Genomic DNA, 23395 nt, shown 5'->3' with positions numbered 1-23395 from the left:
GATGATTAGTAAATGCGACATGGACCAGAACATGACTAAGATTAATGGAACTAACATTAATATTAAGTACCCCATCGCCTCTGTTTCAAAAGTATTTACAAGCTTACTTGCCGCCACAACATTCGATTTAAGCACAACTTTTTCCACACAAGTATTTGCCACACCGGTTGAAGGTGGAAAACATGATGTGCATATCACTGGCTCTAACGATCCGTATTTTAACCGTTACAAAATGCACATGATCATCTCGCGTTTAAACGAAGCGGGCGTTAAGAATATCCGCAACTTAACTTTTGATGAGAATGTTAAATACTTACATGACACTGATTCTTACTCTGGTTTCTCGGTCGTAACCGGCACACGTGTTGTTAAAAACAAAAAAGGCCAAAAAGTTTCGGCACCCGTGCGCACATTTATCCGCCCAACGATTTTAAAAGCGACATTGAATTACCCAGGTGTTGAATTAGTTGAAGCGCAGCTTAAAGAACAGCGTGTAATCTTAGCTAACTACCCACAATCATACCTAGCCGCGAAAGCCGCAGGCATTGAATTATTTAAATCTCCCCGTTTTAACGTAGAAAAAACTTCGCATAAGCCAGCCGCTGAATTCAAAGCTGCAAACAATACGATTAAACTCTATGTTTCCTCGCAAGATGTGCGCACAATGATCAAAGCCATGAACTGGAACTCGAATAACCATTCAGCAAACCGCTTATTAGTGGCTGCCGGTGGCCTAGATAAATTAAATAAGTTTTATTATGGCACTTTAAAAGTTTCTGAATCAGAATTTTCTTTCGTAAATGGTTCAGGACAAAATCATGACTTAGATGGCAATGGCCGTTTATATAACGAAGCTTCGTGTTCAGTGGTAATCCGTACAATCCGCGCGTTAAATACAGCGGCACAAAAACAAAATAAGCAATTAACTGATTTAATGGCCGTTATGGGCGTCGATAAAGGTTCTACTGTAGGCGGTGCTGCTTATACAAAACCAGAAACGCGCGGCAAAGCTGTAGCCAAAACAGGAACTGTGGGCACGAACATCACTTTAGGTGGAATGATCAACGGAACAAATGGTCCACATTACTTCTTTTATAACGTAGCTATCGCTGCAGCTTCTCGTAAAGAAGAAAACCGTGCGCGTGCCATGATTAACTTAGAATTAGCAAAGCTTACGAAACAAGTTCGCGGTGTTCCGTTCACATACACGATGGATAACCCGCTTAAAGACAACATGGATAACTACGATGAAGATGAAGCACCAGAAGACACTCCACAGCCAGGTGTAAATGTGGATGAAGAGGCCGCTCAGGTGATTGGTCAACAACCAGCACCAGCTGCTAAGCCCACAGCAGCCCCGGCAAAAGCAGGCGCTGCCCCGGCCAAACCAGCAACGGCCGCAGCGAAACGCGTAGCTAGCAAGTAATTTTTAAAATTGAATTTCAGAAATAAAAAAGGAGAGTTTAACACTCTCCTTTTACTTTTTTAGAATTTAGATTTTATCTTAGGCTGATTCTGATTCAGACTTTTTCGCTTTTTCAGCTTTTGCCTTCATCTCTTCATCAGTGTAGTAAACCATCTTAGGCTGTGCCGATTCTTGGATTACTTTTTCATCGATAATCACTTCTTTAACGTTCGTCATACCTGGAACATCGTACATCACATCTAACATTGATGACTCAATTACTCCACGAAGACCACGGGCACCCGTTTTACGTTTTAAAGCTTCACGCGCGATCGCTTTTAAAGCTTCGTCTGTGAATCGTAAATCAACACCTTCAAACGAGAATAGTTTTTGGTATTGTTTTGTAATCGCATTTTTAGGTCTTGTTAAGATATCCATTAAAGCATCTTCTTTTAAAGGTGCTAAAGTTGCGATCGCTGGTAAACGACCGATGAACTCTGGAATAAGACCGAATTTAGTTAAGTCATCTGGAGAAACTTTTGTAAGTAATTCTTCAGTATTACCTTCAGCACTGTGAGTGATCTCACCGCCGATACCCATTGATTTATTCACTGTTCTGTTTTCGATGATTTTATCTAAACCCGCGAAAGCACCACCGCAAATAAATAAGATATTTGTCGTATCAACCTGGATAAACTCTTGTTGAGGATGTTTACGGCCACCTTTTGGAGGTAAGTTCGCAACAGTTCCTTCTAAGATTTTTAATAAAGCTTGTTGTACACCCTCACCCGATACGTCACGAGTGATTGATGGATTTTCTGACTTACGAGAAATTTTATCGATCTCATCCACGTAGATGATACCACGTTTTGCTTTTTCGATATCGTAGTCAGCAGCTTGTAATAAGTTAAGAACGATATTTTCAACGTCCTCACCCACGTAACCCGCTTCAGTTAACGTTGTCGCATCAGCCATGGCAAACGGTACGTTTAATACGCGCGCGATAGTTTGTGCGATTAATGTTTTACCTGAACCCGTTGGACCAACGAGTAAGATATTTGATTTTTGTAATTCGACGTCAGAGGCTTTTTTACCTTGAAGAGCATTGATACGCTTGTAGTGGTTGTGTACCGCTACGGCGATTGTCTTCTTCGCAGATAACTGGCCGATAACATAATCATCAAGGAAAGCTTTGATTTCCGCTGGTTTTGGAACTCTGAAAGCTCCTTTAACCGCGACTTCTTTTTCTTTTTCCTCGTCGATGATATCCATGCAAAGGTCGATACATTCGTCACAGATATAAACGCTTGGGCCGGCAATAAGTTTTTTAACTTCTTTTTGGCCTTTACCGCAGAATGAACATCTTAATTGAGCGTCTTTCATCTTTTATTATCCTTTATTAGCTTTACGCGGTTCGATGATATGATCGATTAAACCAAATTCTTTAGCCATGCCTGGGTCCATGAAGTTATCACGTTCCATGGCGTGGTGTAGAGTTTGGTAGTCTTTACCCGTATGTCTTTCATAAATCTTAGTTAACTTTTCTTTCGTTTTAATTAACTCTCTGGCGTGGATCTCGATGTCTGTCACTTGTCCTGATAAACCGCCACCTGCTAAAAGTGGTTGGTGGATCATGATACGTGAATTAGGCATTGAGTATCTTTTCCCCTTTGTACCAGCATTTAGTAGCAAAGATCCCATGCTGGCCGCCATACCCATGCAATAAGTCGCAACGTCGCATTTTACAAACTGCATGATGTCGTAAATCGCCATGCCTGCAGAAACACTGCCACCTGGCGAATTGATATAAAATTGAATGTCTTTTTCAGGGTTATCCACCTCTAAAAATAAGAACTGAGCGATAATCGCATTAGCCACTTCATCAGTTACGGCTGATCCTAAAATAACAATACGGTCTTTTAAAAGACGTGAATAGATATCGTATGATCTTTCGCCTTTTGAGGTTTGTTCGATGACATATGGTAATAGTGGCACTTCGGGCTCCTGTTCTGCTGCTGCTTCATTACCCACTTCAGGTGGTGTTCGCGCTGTGTTTTTTTTCGGACTTTTAATGTTCACACTTTATTTTTTTTAACATGAGTCCAGAAAAAGACTCGACTAGTCTAGTCGAAATGCCTCTTCTTTGGATTTTTTTTGGAAAACTGCTTCAATCTAATCTCAATTTGGGTCAAAATGGGCTCCTATAAATTGAAGTGAATTTAATAGCTTCGGAAGGATACCCATGTCTACTTTGCAAGTTCATTTGCATGCTAAAGATATTTCTACGTTACAAGGCCAAACGGTAGTTTTTTTCTCTAAACCAAGCGCTAAAAAAGACCAGCCAGCCGTTATTACTGAAAAAGACGTTACTGAAATTTTTGAAGAGTCTTTGTCAGATAAAATCATCACAGGTGCTGCTAACGAAGCTATAACTTTCCGTGAAGCTAACTTAAACAATTTCCGCCACGTCATCATCGTAGGTCTTGGTGCAGATAGCAAAATGACGGCCGAAACAGTTCGTCAATCCGCTGCGGCTTTATACAAAGAAATTAAAGCCACAAAAGTTACTGAAGCTTTCGTTCAATTAGACGGTTTAACTGGTTCTAAAAAAGACCTTGCTGAATACACGCAAGCTTTCGTTGAAGGTTTAAACTTAGCGGGCTACAGCTTTGATGAATTAAAATCAAAACCTAAAGATAAAAAAGAAGAAGTGATCAACATTCACTTAGTAACTAAAGCTAAAGACAAATCAATCGTTACAGCTTTTAACGAAGGTACAATCTTAGCTTCTTGCACGAACTTCGCTCGCCGTTTAGGTGATATGCCAGGTAATTTAATGACTCCGACGATCTTAGCTGAAGAAGCTATCCGCGGCGCTAAAGGCACTGGTTTAAAAGTAACGGCTTGGGATAAAAAACGTATCGAAAAAGAGCGCATGGGCGGGTTACTTGGCGTTAACCAAGGTTCTGACCAAGAGCCACGTTTTATCGTTATGGAATACAGTGGCGGTACTAAAGGTAAAAAACCAGTTTGCTTCGTAGGTAAAGGCTTAACTTTTGACTGCGGTGGCGTAAGCATCAAGCCAGGCGCTAAAATGGAAGAGATGAAATACGACATGATGGGTGGTGCTGGTGTTATCGGTACTATGCTTGCGATTGCTCAATTAAAATTAAAAGTAAACGTAATTGCTTTTGTTCCGTCGACTGAAAATATGATTAACGGTCACGCGACAAAACCAGGTGATGTACACACAGCTCGTAACGGTAAAACTTTTGAAGTGAACAACACTGATGCTGAAGGCCGTTTAATCTTATCAGATGCTTTATCTTACGCTTCTGAACAAGATCCTGCGATCATCATCGATGCAGCGACTTTAACAGGTGCTATGGTTGTAGCTTTAGGCAATATCCACACTGGTTATTTTACTAAAAATGCCGCTTTAAAAACTAAAATTGAAAAAGCTGCAGATATTTCTGGCGAAGCTGTATGGCACATGCCATTTAACGAACACCACACTAAAGATATGAAAGGCACTTACGCTGATCTTTCAAATATCTCTTACACTGGTGGCGCAGGTTCTGGAACAGCAGCAGCGTTCTTAGAGCAATTCGTTGGCGAAGACATCCCATGGGCTCACTTTGATATCGCGGGCACAGGCTGGGCATGTGGTAACCGTTTAAACTACTGCACTCCTAAAGGAGCGACAGGCGTTATGGTTCGCACATTCGTAGAAATCGCGAAACAGTACTAGGGGTAACAGTTCCCTTTTTGATATGCACCGCATTTTAAAAAGGTACGGCCTACCAAATGAAAAGGCGATCTTAATAGGGTCGCCTTTTTTATTTCTAAAATTTAACGTTTGCAGCTAGCTTCTAAAGCTTTGTGCTCGGCAATCACGCCTTCCATGCGGGCTATAATCGCTCCGATATCCGCGTGCGGATCATTATCCATTTTATCTTTGAGTAAGCGAAATTCAGTCTTCTTAACTTGTTGTTCATCACAAGCTTTAGTGCGCTTGTTGATTAAAGCAAAAGCCGAGCATTGCATGAGTAGAGCCACTAAGAATACTTGCATATCTCTCCAGTGGTGGTTTTAATTGTTTGGTTACGCGATGCGGATCAAAAAGGGAACTGTTACCTAAAATTCTAGAACTGTTGGCGTCTTGTTTTCTGTGATTGTTTTATCAAAAGCGACAACCTTAGTGTTGCCGTTTTGATTTTTGAAAATCACAGAACGTAAAATCCACGTTCTCGGCCACTCATCCCCTGAGCCAGAAAACGTGAATGTTGAAGTTAAACCATCAAATTTAAAAGAAGCATTGGCAGGCTTTTGTTTTAAAATTTTTGTGACCGGAATTTCAATCGACGCCATTTCAACAGGGTCTTGTGCCGGTAAACATTCAGCATCAATTGTCATTACAGGTGGTTCGCCAGCTACTGAAATACCATCGCCAGTGAATTGAATTTGTACTTTTGGATATTGGCGGCAAACGTTTGAAGATAAGCTCGTAAAACGAATATATTTTTTGCCATCCGGTAAATTCTGAATTTGAACTTTATGCGATAACTCTTCTTTAAGTTGCTCAGGATCGAAATTTTTTAACTGATGTACTTTATGACCAACTGCTGCCGGATCACGGTCTGTGAAATTGTCATTGAAGTAGCCGTAAAATAAAGAGAATCCCAATGTAAAGGTCAGAAAAAATAAGGCGACTGACTTAGATTTATAAACGAATTGCTCCATTGATACTCCTAGCTACAGAGTATCATAGAGAGCTTTATTCATGCTATATAGACCCGCACTCAGCCTTTTTGTAACCTTTAAATTGGACTTTCATCTGTTGTGCTTCAAGACCGATGGCTAGTAAGCCAAGCTTGGCTGACCAACCGTAAACGTTCTCTTTCGGACAGCCCTGACGATTGTCGAGGAGGTCTGTCACACATAATTTTTTATAAACAGCGCCCGGAGAATTTAAACTTTCAGTCGATGATTTTTCAGAATGCGTTCTTAAGAAACCTCCAGCTAATTCACAGCCAACCATGTAAATCACAGGTTCGGCTGAAGCTTGATCAGACGTAACCACTGAAGGAATACCTTCTTGAATAATCACTTCTTCAACTTCACGGCCACCTTTAGCGGCTTTCATTTTTTTACGTGATTTATATGTCCACTCTTTAACTTCTTGGCCTGAAGAAACTTTGATAACGCCTAAACCGTAAGTTCCGGCATTGTTTTTCACAAAGCAAAATGGCTGTTGATCAATTTTTTCAGCTTCGTATTTAGTTTGAAGTTTCGCTAAGAAAGAATCCACCCGAGCAGCAAGTGCATCACGGCTTTCATCACTGTTGATATCAAAATTTTCAAATAGCTCTGTTTCCACACGCATTAAAAATGGATCAACGCCAATGATGTCAGAAAAAGTATTTACCAATGAGTTATAGTGCGTAAAATACTGTGATTTTTTACGTTGATACCAACCAAGTTCTCTTGGTGGGTTTAATGGCAATTGCAATTGATCACCCCACTCGGCTAGAGCCAGTGAGAAGTCATTATTGCTGATCACGATGTCTGGATTAAACTGCTGAAAACTTGGTGAAGACGTATAACCGCTGTGCGCGATAATTTTTTTACCAGTCACACTTGTTAATTCTAACGGAGCTTCTAACATTTTAGGAAAAGCCACCTGAACGTAAAAGCCACCAGCCGCTAATAATTCAGAAATTGTCGCTACATTTTCTAAATAGTACGGGTTAGCGGTATGTTCTTCAGTTACTAAAAGAATTTTTTTAACATTCTTTCCGTAGTGAACATGAATGTATTTTTGAAAAAGATCGACCGCTGTTTCTTTATCTGTTGGACAGATATTGTTAAACCCCGCCGGATAAATATTCGCATCAACGTTGGTGATTTTGTAACCCGCATCACGAATGTCGTAGCTTGAATAGATCGGATAATCTAAAACTGAAGTTTGTTTTTTAAACCACGTAAAAACATTGTCGATGTTTTTACAGATTTGCCCGTGAATGTAGGCTTGCGCCCCTGTTTCTACCATATTTTACTCGTATAACCAGCGTTCAATTCTTTTTTGATACGCTTCTAAATAACTGATTAATTCTGCGGTTTTCACCGAACCCAAAGTCCCCGTCTCAAGATGTGAACTTTTTAGCTTTTGTAAAGCATCATAAAGCCCTTGTGCGATTTTTTTTCTGTATTCCAGATCCATCTTTAAATCTTTTAAAGATGCTTCAAAGTAATCATAACGCGAAGTTAAGATATCAAATACGCGTTTATACAGCTGTGGATCTGCCTCGATAGCGTAAAGAAGTTGCACTTGAATTTCTTTTAAATAAGTCACTTCTTCAACGCAGTAAATGCCGCAGTTAAAATCCAAAGTCCAACGTAAGTTTTCTAAAGCCTTCGAAGTATCTTGGGATTTATCCGTCATCACTTGTGTGATGTATTTTTTTTCATCGGCATTTTCAATCGATGCTTTTACTTTGGCTAAGTTTTTCAGTAACAACGCTTTAGCTTGCATGACGTCTACCGGAGCCCCACCACCACGCTGTACGTAATCACGTAAATTTAAAATAGCTTTTTCTGGCTGTGCTGTTTGATCGTAAATTTTAGCCAATAACACCACGGCTTCACCGTAGTTTTGATCTTCGCGCACTGCTGTTTTTAATAAAATCGGCTCTGCTTTTTCATATTCAGCAATTGAAACAAAATATTTTCCTTGGTCAAATTCTGAATACACAGATTTTTTTTCAGGAGCGCGGCCAAATAACGAACAGCTAGATAAGCTCAATGTTGTGATAGATATCGCTAAGATTTTCCACATGTAACTGATTGTGGCTGAGTTCCTGTGATTTGTACACCTTAAGATGCGCACCGAACTTAGACTTAGACCCAAGAAGTCGCGCTTCTAACGCTTTAAGATATTGAACATAACGAACTAACGGCCCTGCAGCGACCTCTTCGTTCATCCATGAAGGCACACGGTTAATAATAATCGATTTTAAGTTGTAACCTTGTTTTTCAATCTCAGAACTTAATCGTAAAGCTTCGCTGATGCGTGACGGATCAAGGGCCGTCACTAAAATAAATTCGGTACTTTTAGCTGTTAAAACTTTATGACAATCCCACACCTGTTTTTCAAGCGGTGTTTGCCAGCGCTGAATCGCTTTAAAAAACATTGAAAGTTCTTTGACGAACTCAGAGCCCGTTAAGTTTTCTAAAATTTTTAAAACTTGCGATGTTCCTGTATTTAACACGCGCTTAAAAAAGCCCACATCTTTTTGATCTGGGTCACGAAACCACTGCGCTACACCTTCGTTAAATAACTGCGCGATTTTTTCTGGTGCGTGCAGAAAATGCCACGTGTGTTGTGCCGGAGGCGTATCTAAAATCACGATGTCGTATTCTTTAGAATTTACAAATTCAGTCAGTTTAAATAACGATGAAAAATCTTGCGAACCACTTAGTTGTGTTGAAAGTTGTTTGTACAATTTATTTTGTAATAACTTTTCAATTTCTTCTTTTGTAGCTGTGGCTTTGGCCGCTTTTAACACGAAATCTTGAAAAGCTTTTTGATGATTTAAAGTACACGCGTAAAGATTTTCTTTTACTTTATAAACCTCACCATCGGGTTTAATTCCTAAGGCTTGCGCTAGTCGTAACGATGGATCAATTGTTAATACTAAGACTTTTTTATCTTTCGCCAAACCTGAAGCTAAGGAGGCTGACATTGTCGTTTTACCAACACCGCCAGTTCCGATACAAATGATTGTTTTTGTAGTCGATGCCACTTTGATCATAAAACTTCTTTCACTAAATACTCAGAAGCTTCATGTAAAAGTTTTTCTGTGTCGATTTCAGGAATCAGCGGTACCGGTGTAAATTTAATTTTTTGATCGGTAAAAATATTTTCAGCCAATTCTTGTTGCTCAAGCATGTTGGTAAAATATTTTTTTACACTTTCAGGTTCGTTTTTTAAGTCTGCTTTTTTAAAGAAAAAATATTTATTCAAATATACCTTAGGTGTCAGACCAAATTCTTCTTTAATTGAGTGATACAACTCAGCCGTTTCTGTAGCCGGTAATTCTTCAGGTAAGGACACTAAATGCACATGGCAAAACTCAGGGTTTCTAATCCACTGATCAATCGAGCGGGTTTGTTCTCCCATCGGGCCAAACTGGATAATTTTTGCAAGGCCTGCGGGTGAGCGAAACATGGTTAAAAAATGACCCGTCGAAAAGGCATCAAACACCATGTGCTGGTACTTTAACGGCGGCCCATGCTTACGCGGAAGCGAGGTCGCCCGCCCCAAAATAGCCAATTCATGCAGCCCTGGTGAAACATCAATCAGGGCCTTAGAAATTGGATTAGCAAAAAACAGTTTATACAGAGTTTCAACCTTAAGCAGATGCAGAGCGTATTCTTTAAGGCATTCTGTCCCGGTCCATTGAGCCAGATCGAAATAAGCGGGGTTATTTCCCAGATATTCTTGATAGAAGCTATGATCATTAAATTCTGCTAGCAAAATAGGCTTATGCGAGACCGTTTTTGAAGGTGAAAAATTAGCTTTTTTAGCCAGACCTTGAGCCAGAGCCGCAGCGAAAAACGACTTTCCCACGCCCCCTTTTCCAGTCACGAAATGTATTTGTTGCTTTTGCATACAAACTACTCTAATTTCCCAAATTCTAAGTTAAATTACAGAGACAAAGTACGAGATATTTTAAAAGGAGTCGTCGTGAAAGCACAAGTTCAAATCACTCAAGGGTTACAAAGAAAGATCAATGTTGAGATTCCGCAAAACGTTGTAACTACAGCTTTCGATAAAGTTTACCAAAGCATTCAACGTAATGTGCAAATTAAAGGTTTCCGTAAAGGTAAAGCGCCTTTAAGCACAATTAAATCATTATACAAAACTCAAGTTCTTGGTGATGTGGCGCAAGATCTTATCCAAATGCATTATCCACAAGCGATCAAAGATAACAACATCGACCCAATCAGCTACCCAGAATTCGAATTCGAAGATCCATCTGAAGGTAAAGATTTTAACTTCACAGCGATTATCGAAGTTCGCCCAGAAGTTAAAGTTAAAAAATGGGAAGGTTTAGAAGTTGAAAAAGAAAAATTCGTAATGAACGATGCTCAATACGAACAAGTTTTAAATAACGTTCGTACTTCACGCGCTAAAATCGTAGACGTTACTGAAAGCCGTGCAGCTCAAATGGGTGACATTGCTGTTGTTGATTTCGAAGGTTTCGTTGATGGCAAACCATTAGAAAACGGTAAAGGCACTGATCACAATTTAGAATTAGGCGCTAAACAATTCATCGAAGGTTTCGAAGAAGGCGTTGTTGGAATGAAAGTTAACGATAGCAAAACTATCGGTTTAAAATTCCCAGATCCATACCACTCTGCTGAAATCGCTGGTAAGCCAGTAGACTTCAAAGTAACTCTTAAAGGTCTTAAGAAAAAAGAATTACCTGAGTTAAACGAAGAATTATTAGCTCAAATCGGTACAAAACAAACTGTTGAAGAATTCAAAAAAACTTTACGTGATGATATCGAACAATCTGATAAAAAACGTATCGAAGACAACTTCAAAAACCGTTTAATCAAAAAAATGGTTGAAGCAAATCCGGTTGAAGTTCCAGCTTCTTTATTAAAAGATCAAAAAGCTTCATTAATCGAAGACTTCAAAAAACGTATGTCTGACCAAGGCATGAACGAAACTGATTTCGAAGCTTACGTACAAAAATGGGATGCTGACTTCGCAAAAACAGCTTCTGAAATGATCCAATCTTCTTTCTTAATCGACGCTTTAGCGACTGAGCACGATTTATTATGCAAAAAAGAAGACTTAGACGCTAAGTTTGCTGAATACGCAAAACAAACTGGCTTAGAAGAAGCTCGTATTCGTGAATGGTATGCTAAACCAGAACAAGCTTCTCGTTTAACTTACATGATCACTGAAGAGAAAGTTTTAAAACTTTTAACTGACAAAGCGAAAATCAAAGAAGTTGACGCCAAAGATTTAAAAGAAGAACAAAACTAATAGTCTGACGGCACGATGCCGTCAGTCAGGCCGGCTAGGAAAGCCAACTAGCGCAGCGGCCAAAAACTAAAAAGGCTTGGTCATGAACCAAGCCTTTTTTATTTCCTAAATTTGAAGCTGTTACTTCTTTAATGAGCTTAGTGTCTTCATCGCTCTTAAGTATGAATACGCTTGGTAACCTTGATAGTCTGTTTTAAACAGTCTTTCTTTTTCAGTTAGCTCGGAATCTTTTTTGCTGGCCACATCTTTCCACCAAGCTGCTGCGCTTGTATCGATTTTGCCTTTACCTGCGGCTTTTTTCTCTTTTTCTTTGGTTCCGATTAAGTGGCCTGAAATATCTTGCTCACGCACTGATTTCTTTTCGTTTAAAGCTTTCGAGAAAAGTTCTGAATTCACATCTTCGATTTCAATATCTGGTTTGATACCTTCAGCCTGAATTGAAATACCGTTTGGTGTGTAGTAACGTGCCACAGTTAATTTTAAACCGCTGCCATCACCTAATTTAATCACTGATTGAACTGAACCTTTACCGAAGCTTCTTTCACCGACGATTAACGCACGTTTATTATCTTGTAGAGCACCAGACACGATTTCAGAAGCTGAAGCCGAGTATTCGTTAATTAAAATAACGATAGGTACATCGCCGTATTCAGCTTTTTTAGAAGCGTAAGTCACATCTTTATTTTTTGGATCACGCGCGATTGTTGAAACGATCACACCTTCTTTTAAGAACATATCGCAGATTTTGATCGCTTGATCTAAAAGGCCGCCTGGGTTTTTTCTTAAGTCGATTAAGATACCTTCCATTTTACCTTTATTGTTTGATTTGTAATCGCTTAAAGCTTTTTCTAACTCTTTATGAGTTGTTTCGATAAAGCTTGTGATTTTTACGTATAAATAACCATCATCAAGTTGAGTGGCTTTAACAGATTTGATTTTAACCTGGCCACGCACCACTGTGATATCCACAGGTTTATCCGCATTATCACGAACAACTGAAAGAACTACCGGTTCACCACGTTTACCTTTTAGCAGGGCTGAAGCTTCAACTAATGAAAAACCTTTTGTTGAATTACCATCAATGGCGATCACTTTATCACCTGGTTTAATACCAGCTTTCCACGCAGGAGTATCTTCGATTGGAGAAATAATTGTTAATACACCGTTTTGAATTGAGATCTCGATACCAAGACCACCGAATTCGCCGGCTGTTTCTGATTCGAAATCTTTAAAGATATCTGGCGGCATGTAGTTCGTATGCGGATCTAGTTCACGCAACATTCCCTTGATCGCGCCATTGACTAATTTTTTTGTATCAACTGGTTCTACGTAGTACTGCTGAACTAGATTTAAAATTTTTGAAAAATTTTGTAGATCTGAATATCTTTCTTCGGCCCATGACCACATTGGTTTTGCAGTTAGCACTACGAATAAAAGAATTAATGCACCAGAGATTTTTTTAGTCATTGTCTTTCCTAATCCAGCTTAAAGGATTTAACGGTATATTTAAGTGTCGCAGCTCGAAGTAAAATTCTTTTCCGTTCATGTAAGCGATGATCTGTTCATTTAAAACAACGTCATCCACCTTTACGACGGCATTATCCACCCCGGCGTACGCTGAATAGTACCCACCTTTGTGACTTATAATTAAAGAATCACCCCAATACGGAACCTGGTCACGAAAAATGACCTTGCCTGGACCGAAAGCAGAGACCGCTTGTTTATCTTTGCCATTCATCACTAGGCCTTTGACCAACAACGCATACTGGTTATCGCGATCATGTAAACTTCCGAAACGTTCAAGTAACGGTGCGCGAACTGGTAAAGAAAGTTTACCCTTATAATTTAACAAATGATCAATATTGCGAATTTTCTCTAACAAGGCGATTTGTTCTTGCTCGGCTTTTTTTAGTTTGGCTTCTTGGTTTTGTAAGTACTTAGTAAGTTCGACCAATTTTTTATTCTCTGATTCTAAAAGCTGTTCTTGATTTTTAACTTCTTCTAAGGCCAGTTTGTATTCATATAAAGCTGTCACATCAGAGGAATTAATGTTTTTAAAAATTTTTAAATTACGATCTAAAATAGCTTTATTTTTTGTATCCAAAGCCAAAAACCAACTCATCGATTTAATACTTTTCTGCGCCAGCAAACGTTTGGCTAAATATTTCTTTTTATCTTCGATATTTTGGTTAATATCAGAAATTTGCTTCTGTGCTGTAGCGATGGCTTGGTTATTTACTGAAATTTTACCGTAGGCTTCGGCAATATCTTTTTCAATTTGCAGGATATTTTGCTCTAGCGACTTTTCGGGAGCCGCCTGAACAAACACTGTAATAAAAAAGATGATTAAAAATTTCATGTTAGCGTTGAAATGATTTTAAGACCGATCGTTTTAAAACTACGTAAAGTCCACCAAAATAAGCCACTGCAAAACTTAGAACTAAAATTAAAAACTGCGATACTGATAAAAACGTTAAACGTTCAGCCATAAATTTTAAATCCGGCGTGGCATGCAGCTTTACTTTAAAGATCGTAAAAAACACAAAAACCACGACCAGACTTAACGCCGCGGTTGTGACAAAAAAGCTTAAAAGGTTTTTAAAATATTTTTTAACAATCGCACTATAGCTTTGTCCGAACAAGGCATAAATTTCGATTTGTCTTTGATCATTGTTAATCATGTTTTTAATAAGTAGCGAAGTTAAAAGCGCACAAACCAAAAAGCTAATCGCAAATAACGTGAAAGTAAAAGCGCCTAAGCTTTTTTGTAAAGAGGTATACCGCGAAAAAATCTGGTCAACAGCCACTATTTCATCGACTAATTCATTCGAAGCTTCGCTAGCGATAAACTGCTTACGATCTTCAAGATTAGCAAAGACCACTTCGTAAGAAATCGGCACTAAATCTGTTAAGGTGTCTAAATCAGATAAGTTCTTCGAAAAATCGCCAAAGGTGTTTTTAAAATCCTTAATGGCGTCTTCTTTACTGATCATTTTTACTTTTTCTACTTTTTGTAGCTTTACTTGGGCAAATTTATCGGCTTCTGATTCTAATGTGGTCTGTTTAAAATAAATCGTCGCCTTTTTAAAATCGTCAGCATCACCCATAAATAGGTTGATGTTGTTTTGTGTAACTAAAACAGAAACCAACAATGAGAAAAATAAACCGATAATAATATGAAAAACACTCTTCATAGGCGCGCGCTCTCGATCTCGCCATTTTTTAAATGAATCACTTTGGCTTGCACCTGGCTCATCAGATTTTCATCATGAGTTGCAAATAAAACGGTTGTTTGCCATTTCGTCAGTTCTTTAAGAATCATTAAAATATTAAGACTGGCCGCTTTGTCTAAGTTGCCCGTCGGCTCATCAGCAAAAATAATTTTCGGGCGATGAATAATCGCACGAGCTACAGCAATTTTTTGCTGTTCGCCACCCGATAATGATTCCGGATATTCATCAAGATAAGAGTGCTTAATTCCCACAAGATCTACGATCTGCATTAATTCAGCATCGATATCTTTGCGGCTTTTACCTAAAACACTTAACGGAATTTCTAAATTTGCTCGGTTAGTAATTTCTGGAATTAATTTAAAATCCTGAAAGATAATACCAATCTGTCTGCGGTATTCATGAATATTATGGTAGTCATATTCAGTCATGTTTTTGCCAAACACTGAAACTGAACCACTGGTTGCAGACTCTTGCGCTGATAGAATTTTAAATAATGTGGATTTTCCAGCTCCCGAATGTCCGGTTAAAAAAATAAAATCGCCGGCATCCGCAGAAAATGATATATTTTTTAAAGCGTGGCGATCGTTTTGATAAGTTTTGTAAACGTGGCTTAGCTCGATAATGGACATTACATTCCACCCTCATGAACCCAGTCGATTACTTTTTGATGTAATTGTTGGGCATAACCTTGACGCACTTTATCTGTTAGCGGCGCTGTTAGTTTTTCATAAGGAACTTCAAATGACTTCACCATACGCCCATGTCGATACACGCGCGCGACTAATTTTTTATGCTCGTGTCCCCAGTCTTCGGTCTGCACGTGCACGCTTTCGCCTTTAATAGTTAGGTCTGTGTTTATAGAAGTTTTCATGGCTAACTGATCAATATTAAGTCTGATGCATAGGTCATAGTAAGAGCTATTCTGTATTCTAGGCCTTGGTCTGGGTGTTGTCGAGGCGTATTTCTCAGAATGAGACATTCGACGCTCCATATTTTTTTCGTTTTGCTAGTCTATTATCCATCAAGTTTTTCTTAAAATAAGTCGATACAGTTCACATATAGCGTAAATAGGGGGCCTAAAATGCTAGCTAAGTTAAGAAATCGTTTAAGAAAAAACATGTTAAAAAATAACCGCGGTCAAGGTGCTACAGAGTACATCTTACTAGTTGCGGTTGTTGTAGGTATCGTTATGGTGTTCGGTCCAAAAATCAAAAAGAAATTGGGCGAAACGACAGAAGATTTAAGCGGTAAAATCGGTCAATCAGTACAAGATTCAACGAAAGTTGACTAGTATCTCATGACGATTGAATACGTCGTACTCTTAGCTTTAGCGGGACTCGTTTTGATGCCCGCTTTGTTAAGAGCACCTAAAAATGGCTTCCATAACGGAAGTGTTAAATTAGGAGCTCGTGTAGAAACGCAGCTGGCGACAGGTAGTGGCTTCAAACCTTATCCTAATTCCGGAGGCGACAGTGAACGCGTGCCGTGGGAAAAGAAAGAGTAAAGCAGTTAGTCGGCTTTGCCGAACTTCCGTCCTTCGTAATCGACGAGGACAATTTGCTATTGAAGGTGTGCTACTTTTGGCTCTGTTGATCGGAACTTTTATGTTCGTCACAGGCAAAATCAAACAACAAAAAATGATTACAAAATTATTCAGCGGTCCTGTAAAGAGCATGCGCAACATGACAGGTTTTGGAACCTTTCGTGAATCTTGCGAAGGCTTAGGCGCGAATAAGAAAAAACAAAATCTTTCGCAATGCCACCCTAACTCTATTAGCCGAGCGTTAAGCTCTGATCCGAGATAGATAGTGAAAAAATTTAGCCAAGTACCAAAAAACAATTCAGGTTTTATGACTGCAGAATTTCTTTTTGCATTCACAATGGTTATTGGCTCGGGTATTTTAATTTTCGCTTTAACATTTGCCTTAACAACCGTTGAAATTGCCCAGTATATCGTATGGTCTTCAGCGCGGTCTCACGCAGCCGGAAATAAAGTTCCGGGAGATTCCAAAACTTTAGCTACGACGAAATACACAAATCTAACAGCGGCGTTTCCGTTATTAACAGGTGAGGGCGCCGACTCTCCATGGTTTAGAATGCCAAAAGCCAACGAAGCCAATGATTTTGCTGTTGGTGATATCTCTGACATGATTAAGAAAAAAGACAGCGCTATCGATAAAGACAATGCCTCTGAACCCGGCGGTGAAGCCCGTCATCCGTGGATTGGTGTTGAATCAAGTATTGACCTTATTTTATTTAAAGGCTTGCAAGTTCCTTTCTTAGGTAAAGTAACAGAGTCTCCACAGGAATTTAAATTTCCGATTCGTGCTGTTTTATTTCGCCACCCGTCCTACGAAGAATGCAGAGACTTTTTTAAAGAAAAGTTTACTCAAGGTATAAGCCAACTCCCGCAAGAGCCTGCGTGGAAAAATTCTCCCTTAAACCAAGGCGATACAAGAGTTCCTGAAAAATACGCCACTATAGAAGACAATGGGTGCTAACATGAAAAAAAATAAACGCACCTTTAAGAAAACCGAACGTGGAATGGCTTTAGTAGAGTCGATTCCTGTTTTATTTACGATTGTTATTTTATTTAATTTTACACTGGGATTTTTCGGAGCAATTCATTCCGGTATTTTAAATTCAATCGCTTCTTATAATTACACTTTAGAAACTTTTCGTTTTCGTGCGAATTTAATGTATTTTCGCCCTGGGGCAGATTTTAAAATTAATTATAAAAAGGCAATGACCCGCGTACATGGAACTATTCAAGATGGTAACGTTCCAACCGAACAACGCGACATTTGGCCAGCGACAGTTCGCAAAGTTTCTTTTCCCGATAACATCAAAGGTGATGGTGATAGCCATAAATTTGTAGACGGAGGTCCTAGCGGCACTGGTATTTGGTCTGTAACTTCAGAGTCTGAAGGTAAGGAAAGTATGCCAGCCACCCCAGAAATTTGGATCAAGACCGTTTATGGAATCTGTTTAAATGCCGAATGTAAGGTGACGAATTAAGTATTCGACTTTTTGGGGGAATAATGGGACCAAATGAATCAAAAAATTTGTGGATTTCTTTAGGTGCAGGCATCTTTGCAACCTTCATGTTGTACACATATTCCCAAGAGAAAAAAGCTGAAGTCGATAAACAACTTGGAGCAAAAGCGCGTGTCGTTATCGCCAAAGAAGATATTCGTGATTTGGATACAATCTATGACAACGCTTTAGAGGTTGTTGAAAAATATAAAAGCGATGTTGAACCAGATGCTTTCTCTGACATTCCTGATGTTGTGGGAACAGTTGCTGCTATTCCTATTAAAAAAGGCCAGACATTAACAAAAAATAAAGTTTTAGAACCAGGTCCAGATACTGGAATGGCCATTCAAGTTTCTCCGAATAAACGTGCTGTAACAATTCCGGTTGATCCTACCCGCGCTAACGCAGGTTTAATTCGCCCGGGCGACCGTGTAGATATTTATGCCGTTGTTGATACTGGTAAAGGGGCTGCGCAAAAGCGTGAGGTCGTTTTACTTATGCAAGATATTATTATCTTAGCCACTGGTGTGAACTTAAATAATAGTATTCCGCGCACGATTGAAAAAGATCCTTCAGGTCGTGGTTTAATCCAAACGACTTTAACAGGCGATACAAAATACGGTAACGTGACAATCGAAGTTGATTCATCAAGTGCGCAGGATCTTGTGTATTTAGTTTCAACTAATCCGAGCAGTTTATTTTTCTTGCTGCGTAATCCACATGATCGTAAGCAAGTACCTCGACTTCCGTCTTCTACGGCGGAAACTATTCAGCAAAAAGCAGTTAACCAGACAATGGGACAGTCCAGTGGCTTTTCTCAGCCAGTTCAGCCAAACTTAACTAATGGAGCTGGAGGTCGTCCTCCAGGCAATTAGAGGATGTTGAAAAAACGCGTAGGGTTACGTTTACTTTTTATTTTATGTTTTGCATTTCAATTCGTAAATGCACAAAGTTCTGCGCCTTCAACTCCTGAAGAAAAACCTGTCTACGAAGAAGTCGAAGAAGGTGGCGGCACTAACGTTAAGCTTTTAAAAGGCGAACCTAATAAACGCCGAATCAGAAGACAATTAAATCTTATCGCCGGTATGAAACATGATGAAGAAATTTCTATTCCAGAAATTCCTTTAACATATAAAGGTGGCGGCGTTGAATTAATCGATATGCAACGTATTAAAGGCACTGACACTTTCCGTGTTTTACCTACAAAAGTTGGTAACGGTATCGTAACTATTCACAACAAAAAAACCGGTCAGATTTTAGTTGAGCTACGCGTAGATATTCGCGATCAATCCATTGAAAAATCCTTACGTGAAATTCAAGCCCTTCTCAATGATATCGAAGGTATTGAGTATAAAATTGTAAACGGAAAAATTATTCTTGATGGCTTTGTATTACTGCCTAAGGATTTAAAGCGTGTTGGTCAGGTTGTAACTCAATTCATGCCAAACGCAGTCAGCCTTGTTGGCTTAAGCCCACTCGCTAAGAAAAAGATCGTAGAATATATTGCCCGAGATATTAATAATCCTGAAATCACAGTTACTTCAATCGGTGATTTTATTAAGCTTGAAGGTTACGTTAATTCCATCGAAGAAAAAAACCGCATCAATGATGTGGTGTTGTTGTATTTACCAGACATCGTGCAAGACACAGGCTTTGAAGGCGCACTAGCGACAAGTGTAAAATTGATCGATCGTAAACCACAAACAGATATCGGCGCCTACGTGATCAATTTAATCCAAGTACGTAGAGCTGAAGAAAAAACTGAACCACCACCAAAAATGATCCAAGTGGTTATGCACGTGGTTGAATATGCTGAACGTTACATGAAAAGTTTCAACTTTACATTCTCGCCGTCTTTACGTGGTTTAGGCGAAGCACAAACACAAGGCCAAGCTAATGCTCCAGGAAGTATCTCTGAATTAGCTGCTGTTGTGGACAACTTGCTTCCAAAATTAAACTGGGCCAGAACGCACGGTTATATTCGTTTATTAGATACAGCATCATTATTAACTCAAGACAAAACAGAAGAATCAGGTTTAGCGCGTACATTTAACGTCAATAACGGAACAACTTCGACAACAAATCCTCAGTCTGCGAATGCACAAACATTTACTTTAAAGCTTTCTGTAAAAAAACCTCAAATCAAGTCAGAGCGTTCTGAATTAGTTCAAATGGGTCTTGAGGTAAATACCATAGCTGCCCCGGGTGGTCAGCAAGGTTTAATGTTCTCTGCCGATACAAAAGTGGCCACAATGGTTTCTGTGCGCAGCCGTCAAAGTGCGGCCATTGCCGGAATTATTTCTAAGAAAAGTGAAAATCAATTCGGTGGTCCTACTGGCGCCGGTGCAATTGTCACTTTAAACCACGGAAAAGGTTTTACAAAAAATTCAAGCAACTATGTCTTGTTCATCACGCCAATTATCAAATCATCAGCTAGTGCCGGCGTAGAACAAGTGAAAAAGAAATTTAGATTTAAAGATTAGATATAGCCCAAAAGGAGTATTTGTGGCCATAAATTCAAACTGTGCATTAATCGCTGTGGTTGGCGGAAAAGGTGGCGTCGGTAAATCCGTATTTGCTGCCAATTTAACTGCCGCAATCACCGCTGAGCTTAGAACTCCGGTTCTTTTAATTGATTGCGACACTAAATCTGTGGGCGATCAAAACATTATTACTGGTTTAAAACCGATCAAAACTTTACGTGAACTTGCTACAACAACACAGTCGTTGAATTCTACTCCAATTCAACAGATCGTGACTCAACATCCTGCAGGTTTTTCATATTTAGGTGCAGTTCGTGGGCCAGAAGAAATTTTAAGTGTTGCTCCAGATAATTTAGCAAAACTTATCGAATTCTTTTCACGTAGTTTTAAATTTATCGTTGTCGATTGTGGTAATGATTTAGGACCGATGCAAAATACGATTTTAGCCGATGCCACGGCTATTGCATTAGTTTCAACACCTGAAATTTTAGTAGTGCAGCAAACGCAAAGAATGATCAACGAATTGATGACGCAATCAATTCCACGTGAAATGTTTCAATTAGTTTTAAATAAGGTTGGGCCAAATGGTTTACAACCACAAATGATCGCGCAGCATTTAGCTTTATCTCCGATGGCGATGATTCCATCTGATGAAAACACAACGATGGCTTCGATTTCACAATCAAAACCGTTTGTTATTGCAAATCCTAAAGCTCCGATTTCTTCGGCGTACTTTGATTTCGTTAGAAAATTATCTGGCGGAACATTACAACGTCTTAAGAGCATGCAAAAACCAAAGCCCACGCCTCCGGCAGCAGCTCCGGGCGGTGCCCCTGGTGCACCAGCTCCTGAAGTTGCCAAAGGCATGGACCCTTGGATTGTCACTAAACTTCGCGTGCACTCTGAGTTAATCAGAACAATTGATTTGAAAAAGATCTTAGCTGAAGCCAACGAAGGTGAAAGTAAAGAAAAAGAATTACGTAATAAAACTCAGCGTGATATTTCGGGGATAGTGGATAAAGAAGCTCCGGATTTATCGCGTGAAGATCGTCAAAAATTAACTAAAGAAGTTTTAGAAGAAGCTTTAGGCCTAGGCCCCTTAGAAGATATGTTAGCTGATCCAGCGATTTCAGAGATCATGGTGAATGGCGCCAATAGAATCTTCGTCGAAAAAGGTGGTAAGGTTCAGTTAAGCGGAATTAAATTTACTTCAAATGATCACTTACGCCGTATTATCGAGCGTATCGTAACACCGCTTGGCCGTCAGATTAATAATGCCACTCCATATGTAGATGCGCGTTTAAAAGATGGATCGCGTGTGAATGCGGTGATCGAGCCTCTCGCACTTGATGGACCAGCGTTAACAATTCGTAAGTTCAAAAAAGGTGGTATCAATCCTGAGAAGTATATCGAATTCGGAAGTGCTACGAAGAACATGTTAGAGTTCATGCGTATTTCTGTTGAGTACGGTTACAACGTTGTGATCAGTGGTGGTACCGGTTCCGGTAAAACCTCTTTATTAAATATGATTTCATCGTGGATTCCAGCACACGAACGTGTAATCACAGTGGAAGATGCCGCCGAGCTTCAACTTATGCAAGAGCACGTGGTGCGTTTAGAGACTCGTCCTCCTTCAATGGAAGGAACAAACGCCGTTACCATCCGTGACTTAATTAAGAATGCGTTACGTATGCGTCCTGACCGTATTGTGGTGGGAGAAACGCGTGACGGTGCAGCTCTTGATATGCTTCAAGCGATGAACACAGGTCATGATGGCTCGATGACAACAACACATGCCAACTCACCTCGTGAATGTATCGCCCGTTTAGAAACATTAGTTATGATGTCAGGATTAGATTTGCCAATGCGCGCGATTCGTGAACAGATCGCAGGCGCTGTAGATTTAATCGTACAGATCGTTCGTCTTTCAGATGGTTCTCGTAAAATCATCAGCATCACTGAAGTTGTGGGTATGCAAGGTGACGTTGTAACGTTAGCTGAGATTTTTAGATTTAAAGAAACTGGTTACGATAAGAACAGAAAAATTATCGGGCAATTCCAAGCAACAGGTACGGTTCCTTCATTCGTACAAGAGATTAAAGATAAGGGTGGCAATATCCCGATGGAAATCTTTTCGAATGAAGCTCCGAAAGCTGCTCCGGCAGCGGCTCCTGCTGCAGCTGCGAAACCTGGAACACCAGGAACTTCAACAGGTACGCCAACTACACCACCGAAAAAAGCGGGATAGTGGAGTAAAGTATGGACTTAAGTGTTTTCAGACATGAATGGTTAGTTTTTCCATTATTTGGAATCTCTGTCTTTTTTGCTGTGTACATGTACGCCGATACTATATTAAACCGCATCAGCAAAAGTGGCGCACAAAAAAAATCTGAAATCATGATGCACATGAAACTTTTAGGAATGGATGTAGACGAGAAAAAAGTTATTCGTCTGCAACTTCTTTCAAGCCTTGGTGTGGGACTTTTATTTTTTATGCTTGTTTGGCCAAATACCGCAATCGGTTTGTTCTTAGGAACCTCAGTAGGTATTGCAGGTTTTCAAGTTTTACCTATTTTTTATAAAACTTTATATGAGCGCCGCTGTAACGCCTTCGTTGGACAAATGGTTGATGCCTTAACTATTATGGCCAATGGTGTAAAATCAGGCTCAAACCCGCAGCAGACCATGGCTCGCGTGGTTGAAATCATGGGAAACCCGGTTAGAGCTGAATTTAATCAGGTCCTCACGCAAACACAATTCGGTCAAAGTTACGAAGAAGCCTTAACCGATTTAGCTGAACGCATTCCGCGTCCTGACGTACAAATGTTTGTAACTGCCGTTGTGATTTTAAAAGAAACTGGCGGTAATATGGCTGAAACTTTCCAGACCATAGTCTCGACAATTCGTGAACGCCAAAAATTAGAAAAGAAAATTTCTGCCATGACAGCCCAAGGCATCATGCAGGGAATTATCGTTTCTTGTATCCCATTTGTAATGGGTATCATCTTCTTTATCCTAGACCCGTCTTTCATCAAGCCTATGTTCGAAACCGCCCTAGGCATCGGCATGCTCGCCATTATGCTAGTCTTACAAATCATTGGTGGAATCGTAATCAAAAAAGTTGTTACAATAAAAGTGTAGAGCCTTACGGATAAGGCCCATCTAGACATACGAG

24 protein-coding genes are annotated in these 23395 nt (G+C 39.6%); 11 read left to right on the top strand and 13 right to left on the bottom strand.

Features of this window, described 5'->3' with window-relative positions; translation table 11 throughout:
* The first annotated feature begins 31 nt into the window (after positions 1 to 31).
* A complete protein-coding gene (locus ACKWCF_RS00860; protein WP_409478798.1) occupies positions 32 to 1426 on the top strand; it encodes a D-alanyl-D-alanine carboxypeptidase in 1395 nt (464 codons plus the stop codon).
* Between the two features lie 78 nt (positions 1427 to 1504).
* Here the strand turns inward: ACKWCF_RS00860 and clpX are convergent, their stop codons facing one another.
* Both clpX and ACKWCF_RS00850 read right to left on the bottom strand, forming a co-directional pair.
* Positions 1505 to 2788 carry an ATP-dependent Clp protease ATP-binding subunit ClpX gene (gene clpX / locus ACKWCF_RS00855; protein WP_409478797.1) on the bottom strand — a complete coding sequence of 428 codons (1284 nt, stop codon included), beginning with the start codon at positions 2786 to 2788 and terminating at the stop codon, positions 1505 to 1507.
* Positions 2789 to 2794: 6 nt separating this feature from the next.
* Positions 2795 to 3400: an ATP-dependent Clp protease proteolytic subunit gene (locus ACKWCF_RS00850; RefSeq protein ID WP_409480276.1), complete on the bottom strand. Its 606-nt coding sequence runs from the start codon at positions 3398 to 3400 to the stop codon at positions 2795 to 2797.
* Between the two features lie 256 nt (positions 3401 to 3656).
* Here ACKWCF_RS00850 and ACKWCF_RS00845 point away from each other — a divergent pair, with 256 nt between their 5' ends.
* Positions 3657 to 5156 (top strand): leucyl aminopeptidase, encoded by a 1500-nt coding sequence (locus ACKWCF_RS00845; RefSeq protein WP_409480275.1) that lies wholly within the window; start codon positions 3657 to 3659, stop codon positions 5154 to 5156.
* A gap of 101 nt (positions 5157 to 5257) precedes the next feature.
* Here the strand turns inward: ACKWCF_RS00845 and ACKWCF_RS00840 are convergent, their stop codons facing one another.
* From ACKWCF_RS00840 to ACKWCF_RS00815, 6 genes are all read right to left on the bottom strand, one after another.
* A complete protein-coding gene (locus ACKWCF_RS00840) occupies positions 5258 to 5479 on the bottom strand; it encodes a hypothetical protein (protein WP_409478796.1) in 222 nt (73 codons plus the stop codon).
* Between the two features lie 63 nt (positions 5480 to 5542).
* Positions 5543 to 6148 (bottom strand): hypothetical protein, encoded by a 606-nt coding sequence (locus ACKWCF_RS00835; protein WP_409478795.1) that lies wholly within the window; start codon positions 6146 to 6148, stop codon positions 5543 to 5545.
* A 43-nt stretch (positions 6149 to 6191) separates the two neighbouring features.
* Entirely contained in the window at positions 6192 to 7457 is a 1266-nt protein-coding gene (gshA, locus tag ACKWCF_RS00830; RefSeq protein ID WP_409478794.1) for a glutamate--cysteine ligase, read from the bottom strand.
* Between the two features lie 3 nt (positions 7458 to 7460).
* Positions 7461 to 8243, bottom strand: coding sequence for a hypothetical protein (locus tag ACKWCF_RS00825; protein WP_409478793.1), 783 nt, complete (start codon positions 8241 to 8243; stop codon positions 7461 to 7463).
* Positions 8197 to 9219 carry an ArsA family ATPase gene (locus tag ACKWCF_RS00820; protein WP_409478792.1) on the bottom strand — a complete coding sequence of 341 codons (1023 nt, stop codon included), beginning with the start codon at positions 9217 to 9219 and terminating at the stop codon, positions 8197 to 8199. Before ACKWCF_RS00820 ends, ACKWCF_RS00825 begins: the two co-directional genes overlap by 47 nt.
* Entirely contained in the window at positions 9216 to 10079 is an 864-nt protein-coding gene (locus ACKWCF_RS00815) for an arsenical pump-driving ATPase (RefSeq protein ID WP_409478791.1), read from the bottom strand. Before ACKWCF_RS00815 ends, ACKWCF_RS00820 begins: the two co-directional genes overlap by 4 nt.
* A 75-nt stretch (positions 10080 to 10154) precedes the next feature.
* On the opposite strand from ACKWCF_RS00815, the gene tig reads away from it, so the two are divergent.
* On the top strand, positions 10155 to 11468 hold the full coding sequence (tig, locus tag ACKWCF_RS00810; RefSeq protein WP_409478790.1) for a trigger factor: 1314 nt from the start codon (positions 10155 to 10157) through the stop codon (positions 11466 to 11468).
* A gap of 120 nt (positions 11469 to 11588) precedes the next feature.
* Here the strand turns inward: tig and ACKWCF_RS00805 are convergent, their stop codons facing one another.
* Genes ACKWCF_RS00805 through ACKWCF_RS00785 form a run of 5 tightly spaced genes read right to left on the bottom strand, consistent with a single transcriptional unit; the run spans position 11589 to position 15572 of the window.
* On the bottom strand, positions 11589 to 12935 hold the full coding sequence (locus ACKWCF_RS00805; RefSeq protein WP_409478789.1) for a S41 family peptidase: 1347 nt from the start codon (positions 12933 to 12935) through the stop codon (positions 11589 to 11591).
* Positions 12928 to 13827, bottom strand: coding sequence for a murein hydrolase activator EnvC family protein (locus tag ACKWCF_RS00800; protein ID WP_409478788.1), 900 nt, complete (start codon positions 13825 to 13827; stop codon positions 12928 to 12930). The genes ACKWCF_RS00805 and ACKWCF_RS00800 overlap by 8 nt, the downstream gene beginning before the upstream one ends.
* Before the next feature lies 1 nt (position 13828).
* Complete coding sequence (locus ACKWCF_RS00795) at positions 13829 to 14662, bottom strand: permease-like cell division protein FtsX (protein ID WP_409478787.1); 834 nt, start codon at positions 14660 to 14662, stop codon at positions 13829 to 13831.
* Positions 14659 to 15330 (bottom strand): cell division ATP-binding protein FtsE, encoded by a 672-nt coding sequence (locus ACKWCF_RS00790; protein ID WP_409478786.1) that lies wholly within the window; start codon positions 15328 to 15330, stop codon positions 14659 to 14661. Before ACKWCF_RS00790 ends, ACKWCF_RS00795 begins: the two co-directional genes overlap by 4 nt.
* Positions 15330 to 15572, bottom strand: coding sequence for a hypothetical protein (locus tag ACKWCF_RS00785; RefSeq protein ID WP_409478785.1), 243 nt, complete (start codon positions 15570 to 15572; stop codon positions 15330 to 15332). The genes ACKWCF_RS00790 and ACKWCF_RS00785 overlap by 1 nt, the downstream gene beginning before the upstream one ends.
* Positions 15573 to 15782: 210 nt before the next feature.
* Between ACKWCF_RS00785 and ACKWCF_RS00780 the strand changes: the two genes are divergently transcribed.
* From ACKWCF_RS00780 to ACKWCF_RS00745, 8 genes are all read left to right on the top strand, one after another.
* Complete coding sequence (locus tag ACKWCF_RS00780) at positions 15783 to 15992, top strand: class III signal peptide-containing protein (protein ID WP_409478784.1); 210 nt, start codon at positions 15783 to 15785, stop codon at positions 15990 to 15992.
* Positions 15993 to 16305: 313 nt separating this feature from the next.
* Positions 16306 to 16506: a hypothetical protein gene (locus ACKWCF_RS00775; RefSeq protein ID WP_409478783.1), complete on the top strand. Its 201-nt coding sequence runs from the start codon at positions 16306 to 16308 to the stop codon at positions 16504 to 16506.
* A 3-nt stretch (positions 16507 to 16509) separates the two neighbouring features.
* Positions 16510 to 17202, top strand: coding sequence for a hypothetical protein (locus ACKWCF_RS00770; protein WP_409478782.1), 693 nt, complete (start codon positions 16510 to 16512; stop codon positions 17200 to 17202).
* Between the two features lies 1 nt (position 17203).
* Positions 17204 to 17719, top strand: a complete 516-nt coding sequence (locus tag ACKWCF_RS00765; RefSeq protein ID WP_409478781.1) for a hypothetical protein — start codon at positions 17204 to 17206, stop codon at positions 17717 to 17719.
* A 23-nt stretch (positions 17720 to 17742) separates the two neighbouring features.
* Positions 17743 to 18612, top strand: coding sequence for a Flp pilus assembly protein CpaB (cpaB, locus tag ACKWCF_RS00760; protein ID WP_409478780.1), 870 nt, complete (start codon positions 17743 to 17745; stop codon positions 18610 to 18612).
* 3 nt (positions 18613 to 18615) lie between these two features.
* Positions 18616 to 20220: a hypothetical protein gene (locus tag ACKWCF_RS00755; protein ID WP_409478779.1), complete on the top strand. Its 1605-nt coding sequence runs from the start codon at positions 18616 to 18618 to the stop codon at positions 20218 to 20220.
* A 22-nt stretch (positions 20221 to 20242) separates the two neighbouring features.
* On the top strand, positions 20243 to 22468 hold the full coding sequence (locus ACKWCF_RS00750) for an ATPase, T2SS/T4P/T4SS family (protein WP_409478778.1): 2226 nt from the start codon (positions 20243 to 20245) through the stop codon (positions 22466 to 22468).
* An 11-nt stretch (positions 22469 to 22479) separates the two neighbouring features.
* Positions 22480 to 23361 carry a type II secretion system F family protein gene (locus tag ACKWCF_RS00745; RefSeq protein WP_409478777.1) on the top strand — a complete coding sequence of 294 codons (882 nt, stop codon included), beginning with the start codon at positions 22480 to 22482 and terminating at the stop codon, positions 23359 to 23361.
* The last annotated feature ends 34 nt before the right edge of the window (positions 23362 to 23395 follow it).

It is taken from the genome of Pseudobdellovibrio sp. HCB154 (assembly GCF_046267985.1).
In the GTDB taxonomy this organism is placed as follows: domain Bacteria; phylum Bdellovibrionota; class Bdellovibrionia; order Bdellovibrionales; family Bdellovibrionaceae; genus Pseudobdellovibrio.
Note: the sequence above shows the minus strand (reverse complement) of the source record. Positions and strands in the feature narration are given on the sequence as shown.

Coding starts and splice junctions, on each gene's coding strand:
- ACKWCF_RS00755 (WP_409478779.1), top strand. CDS start 18,616: ATGTTGAAAAAACGCGTAGGGTTACGTTTACTTTTTATTTTATGTTTT.
- ACKWCF_RS00860 (WP_409478798.1), top strand. CDS start 32: ATGACTAAGATTAATGGAACTAACATTAATATTAAGTACCCCATCGCC.
- ACKWCF_RS00820 (WP_409478792.1), bottom strand. CDS start 9,219: ATGATCAAAGTGGCATCGACTACAAAAACAATCATTTGTATCGGAACT.
- ACKWCF_RS00795 (WP_409478787.1), bottom strand. CDS start 14,662: ATGAAGAGTGTTTTTCATATTATTATCGGTTTATTTTTCTCATTGTTG.
- ACKWCF_RS00800 (WP_409478788.1), bottom strand. CDS start 13,827: ATGAAATTTTTAATCATCTTTTTTATTACAGTGTTTGTTCAGGCGGCT.
- ACKWCF_RS00835 (WP_409478795.1), bottom strand. CDS start 6,148: ATGGAGCAATTCGTTTATAAATCTAAGTCAGTCGCCTTATTTTTTCTG.
- ACKWCF_RS00765 (WP_409478781.1), top strand. CDS start 17,204: ATGAAAAAAAATAAACGCACCTTTAAGAAAACCGAACGTGGAATGGCT.
- ACKWCF_RS00785 (WP_409478785.1), bottom strand. CDS start 15,572: ATGAAAACTTCTATAAACACAGACCTAACTATTAAAGGCGAAAGCGTG.
- ACKWCF_RS00780 (WP_409478784.1), top strand. CDS start 15,783: ATGCTAGCTAAGTTAAGAAATCGTTTAAGAAAAAACATGTTAAAAAAT.
- ACKWCF_RS00825 (WP_409478793.1), bottom strand. CDS start 8,243: ATGTGGAAAATCTTAGCGATATCTATCACAACATTGAGCTTATCTAGC.
- clpX (WP_409478797.1), bottom strand. CDS start 2,788: ATGAAAGACGCTCAATTAAGATGTTCATTCTGCGGTAAAGGCCAAAAA.
- ACKWCF_RS00745 (WP_409478777.1), top strand. CDS start 22,480: ATGGACTTAAGTGTTTTCAGACATGAATGGTTAGTTTTTCCATTATTT.
- ACKWCF_RS00790 (WP_409478786.1), bottom strand. CDS start 15,330: ATGTCCATTATCGAGCTAAGCCACGTTTACAAAACTTATCAAAACGAT.
- gshA (WP_409478794.1), bottom strand. CDS start 7,457: ATGGTAGAAACAGGGGCGCAAGCCTACATTCACGGGCAAATCTGTAAA.
- ACKWCF_RS00775 (WP_409478783.1), top strand. CDS start 16,306: ATGTTCGTCACAGGCAAAATCAAACAACAAAAAATGATTACAAAATTA.
- ACKWCF_RS00815 (WP_409478791.1), bottom strand. CDS start 10,079: ATGCAAAAGCAACAAATACATTTCGTGACTGGAAAAGGGGGCGTGGGA.
- ACKWCF_RS00840 (WP_409478796.1), bottom strand. CDS start 5,479: ATGCAAGTATTCTTAGTGGCTCTACTCATGCAATGCTCGGCTTTTGCT.
- cpaB (WP_409478780.1), top strand. CDS start 17,743: ATGGGACCAAATGAATCAAAAAATTTGTGGATTTCTTTAGGTGCAGGC.
- ACKWCF_RS00805 (WP_409478789.1), bottom strand. CDS start 12,935: ATGACTAAAAAAATCTCTGGTGCATTAATTCTTTTATTCGTAGTGCTA.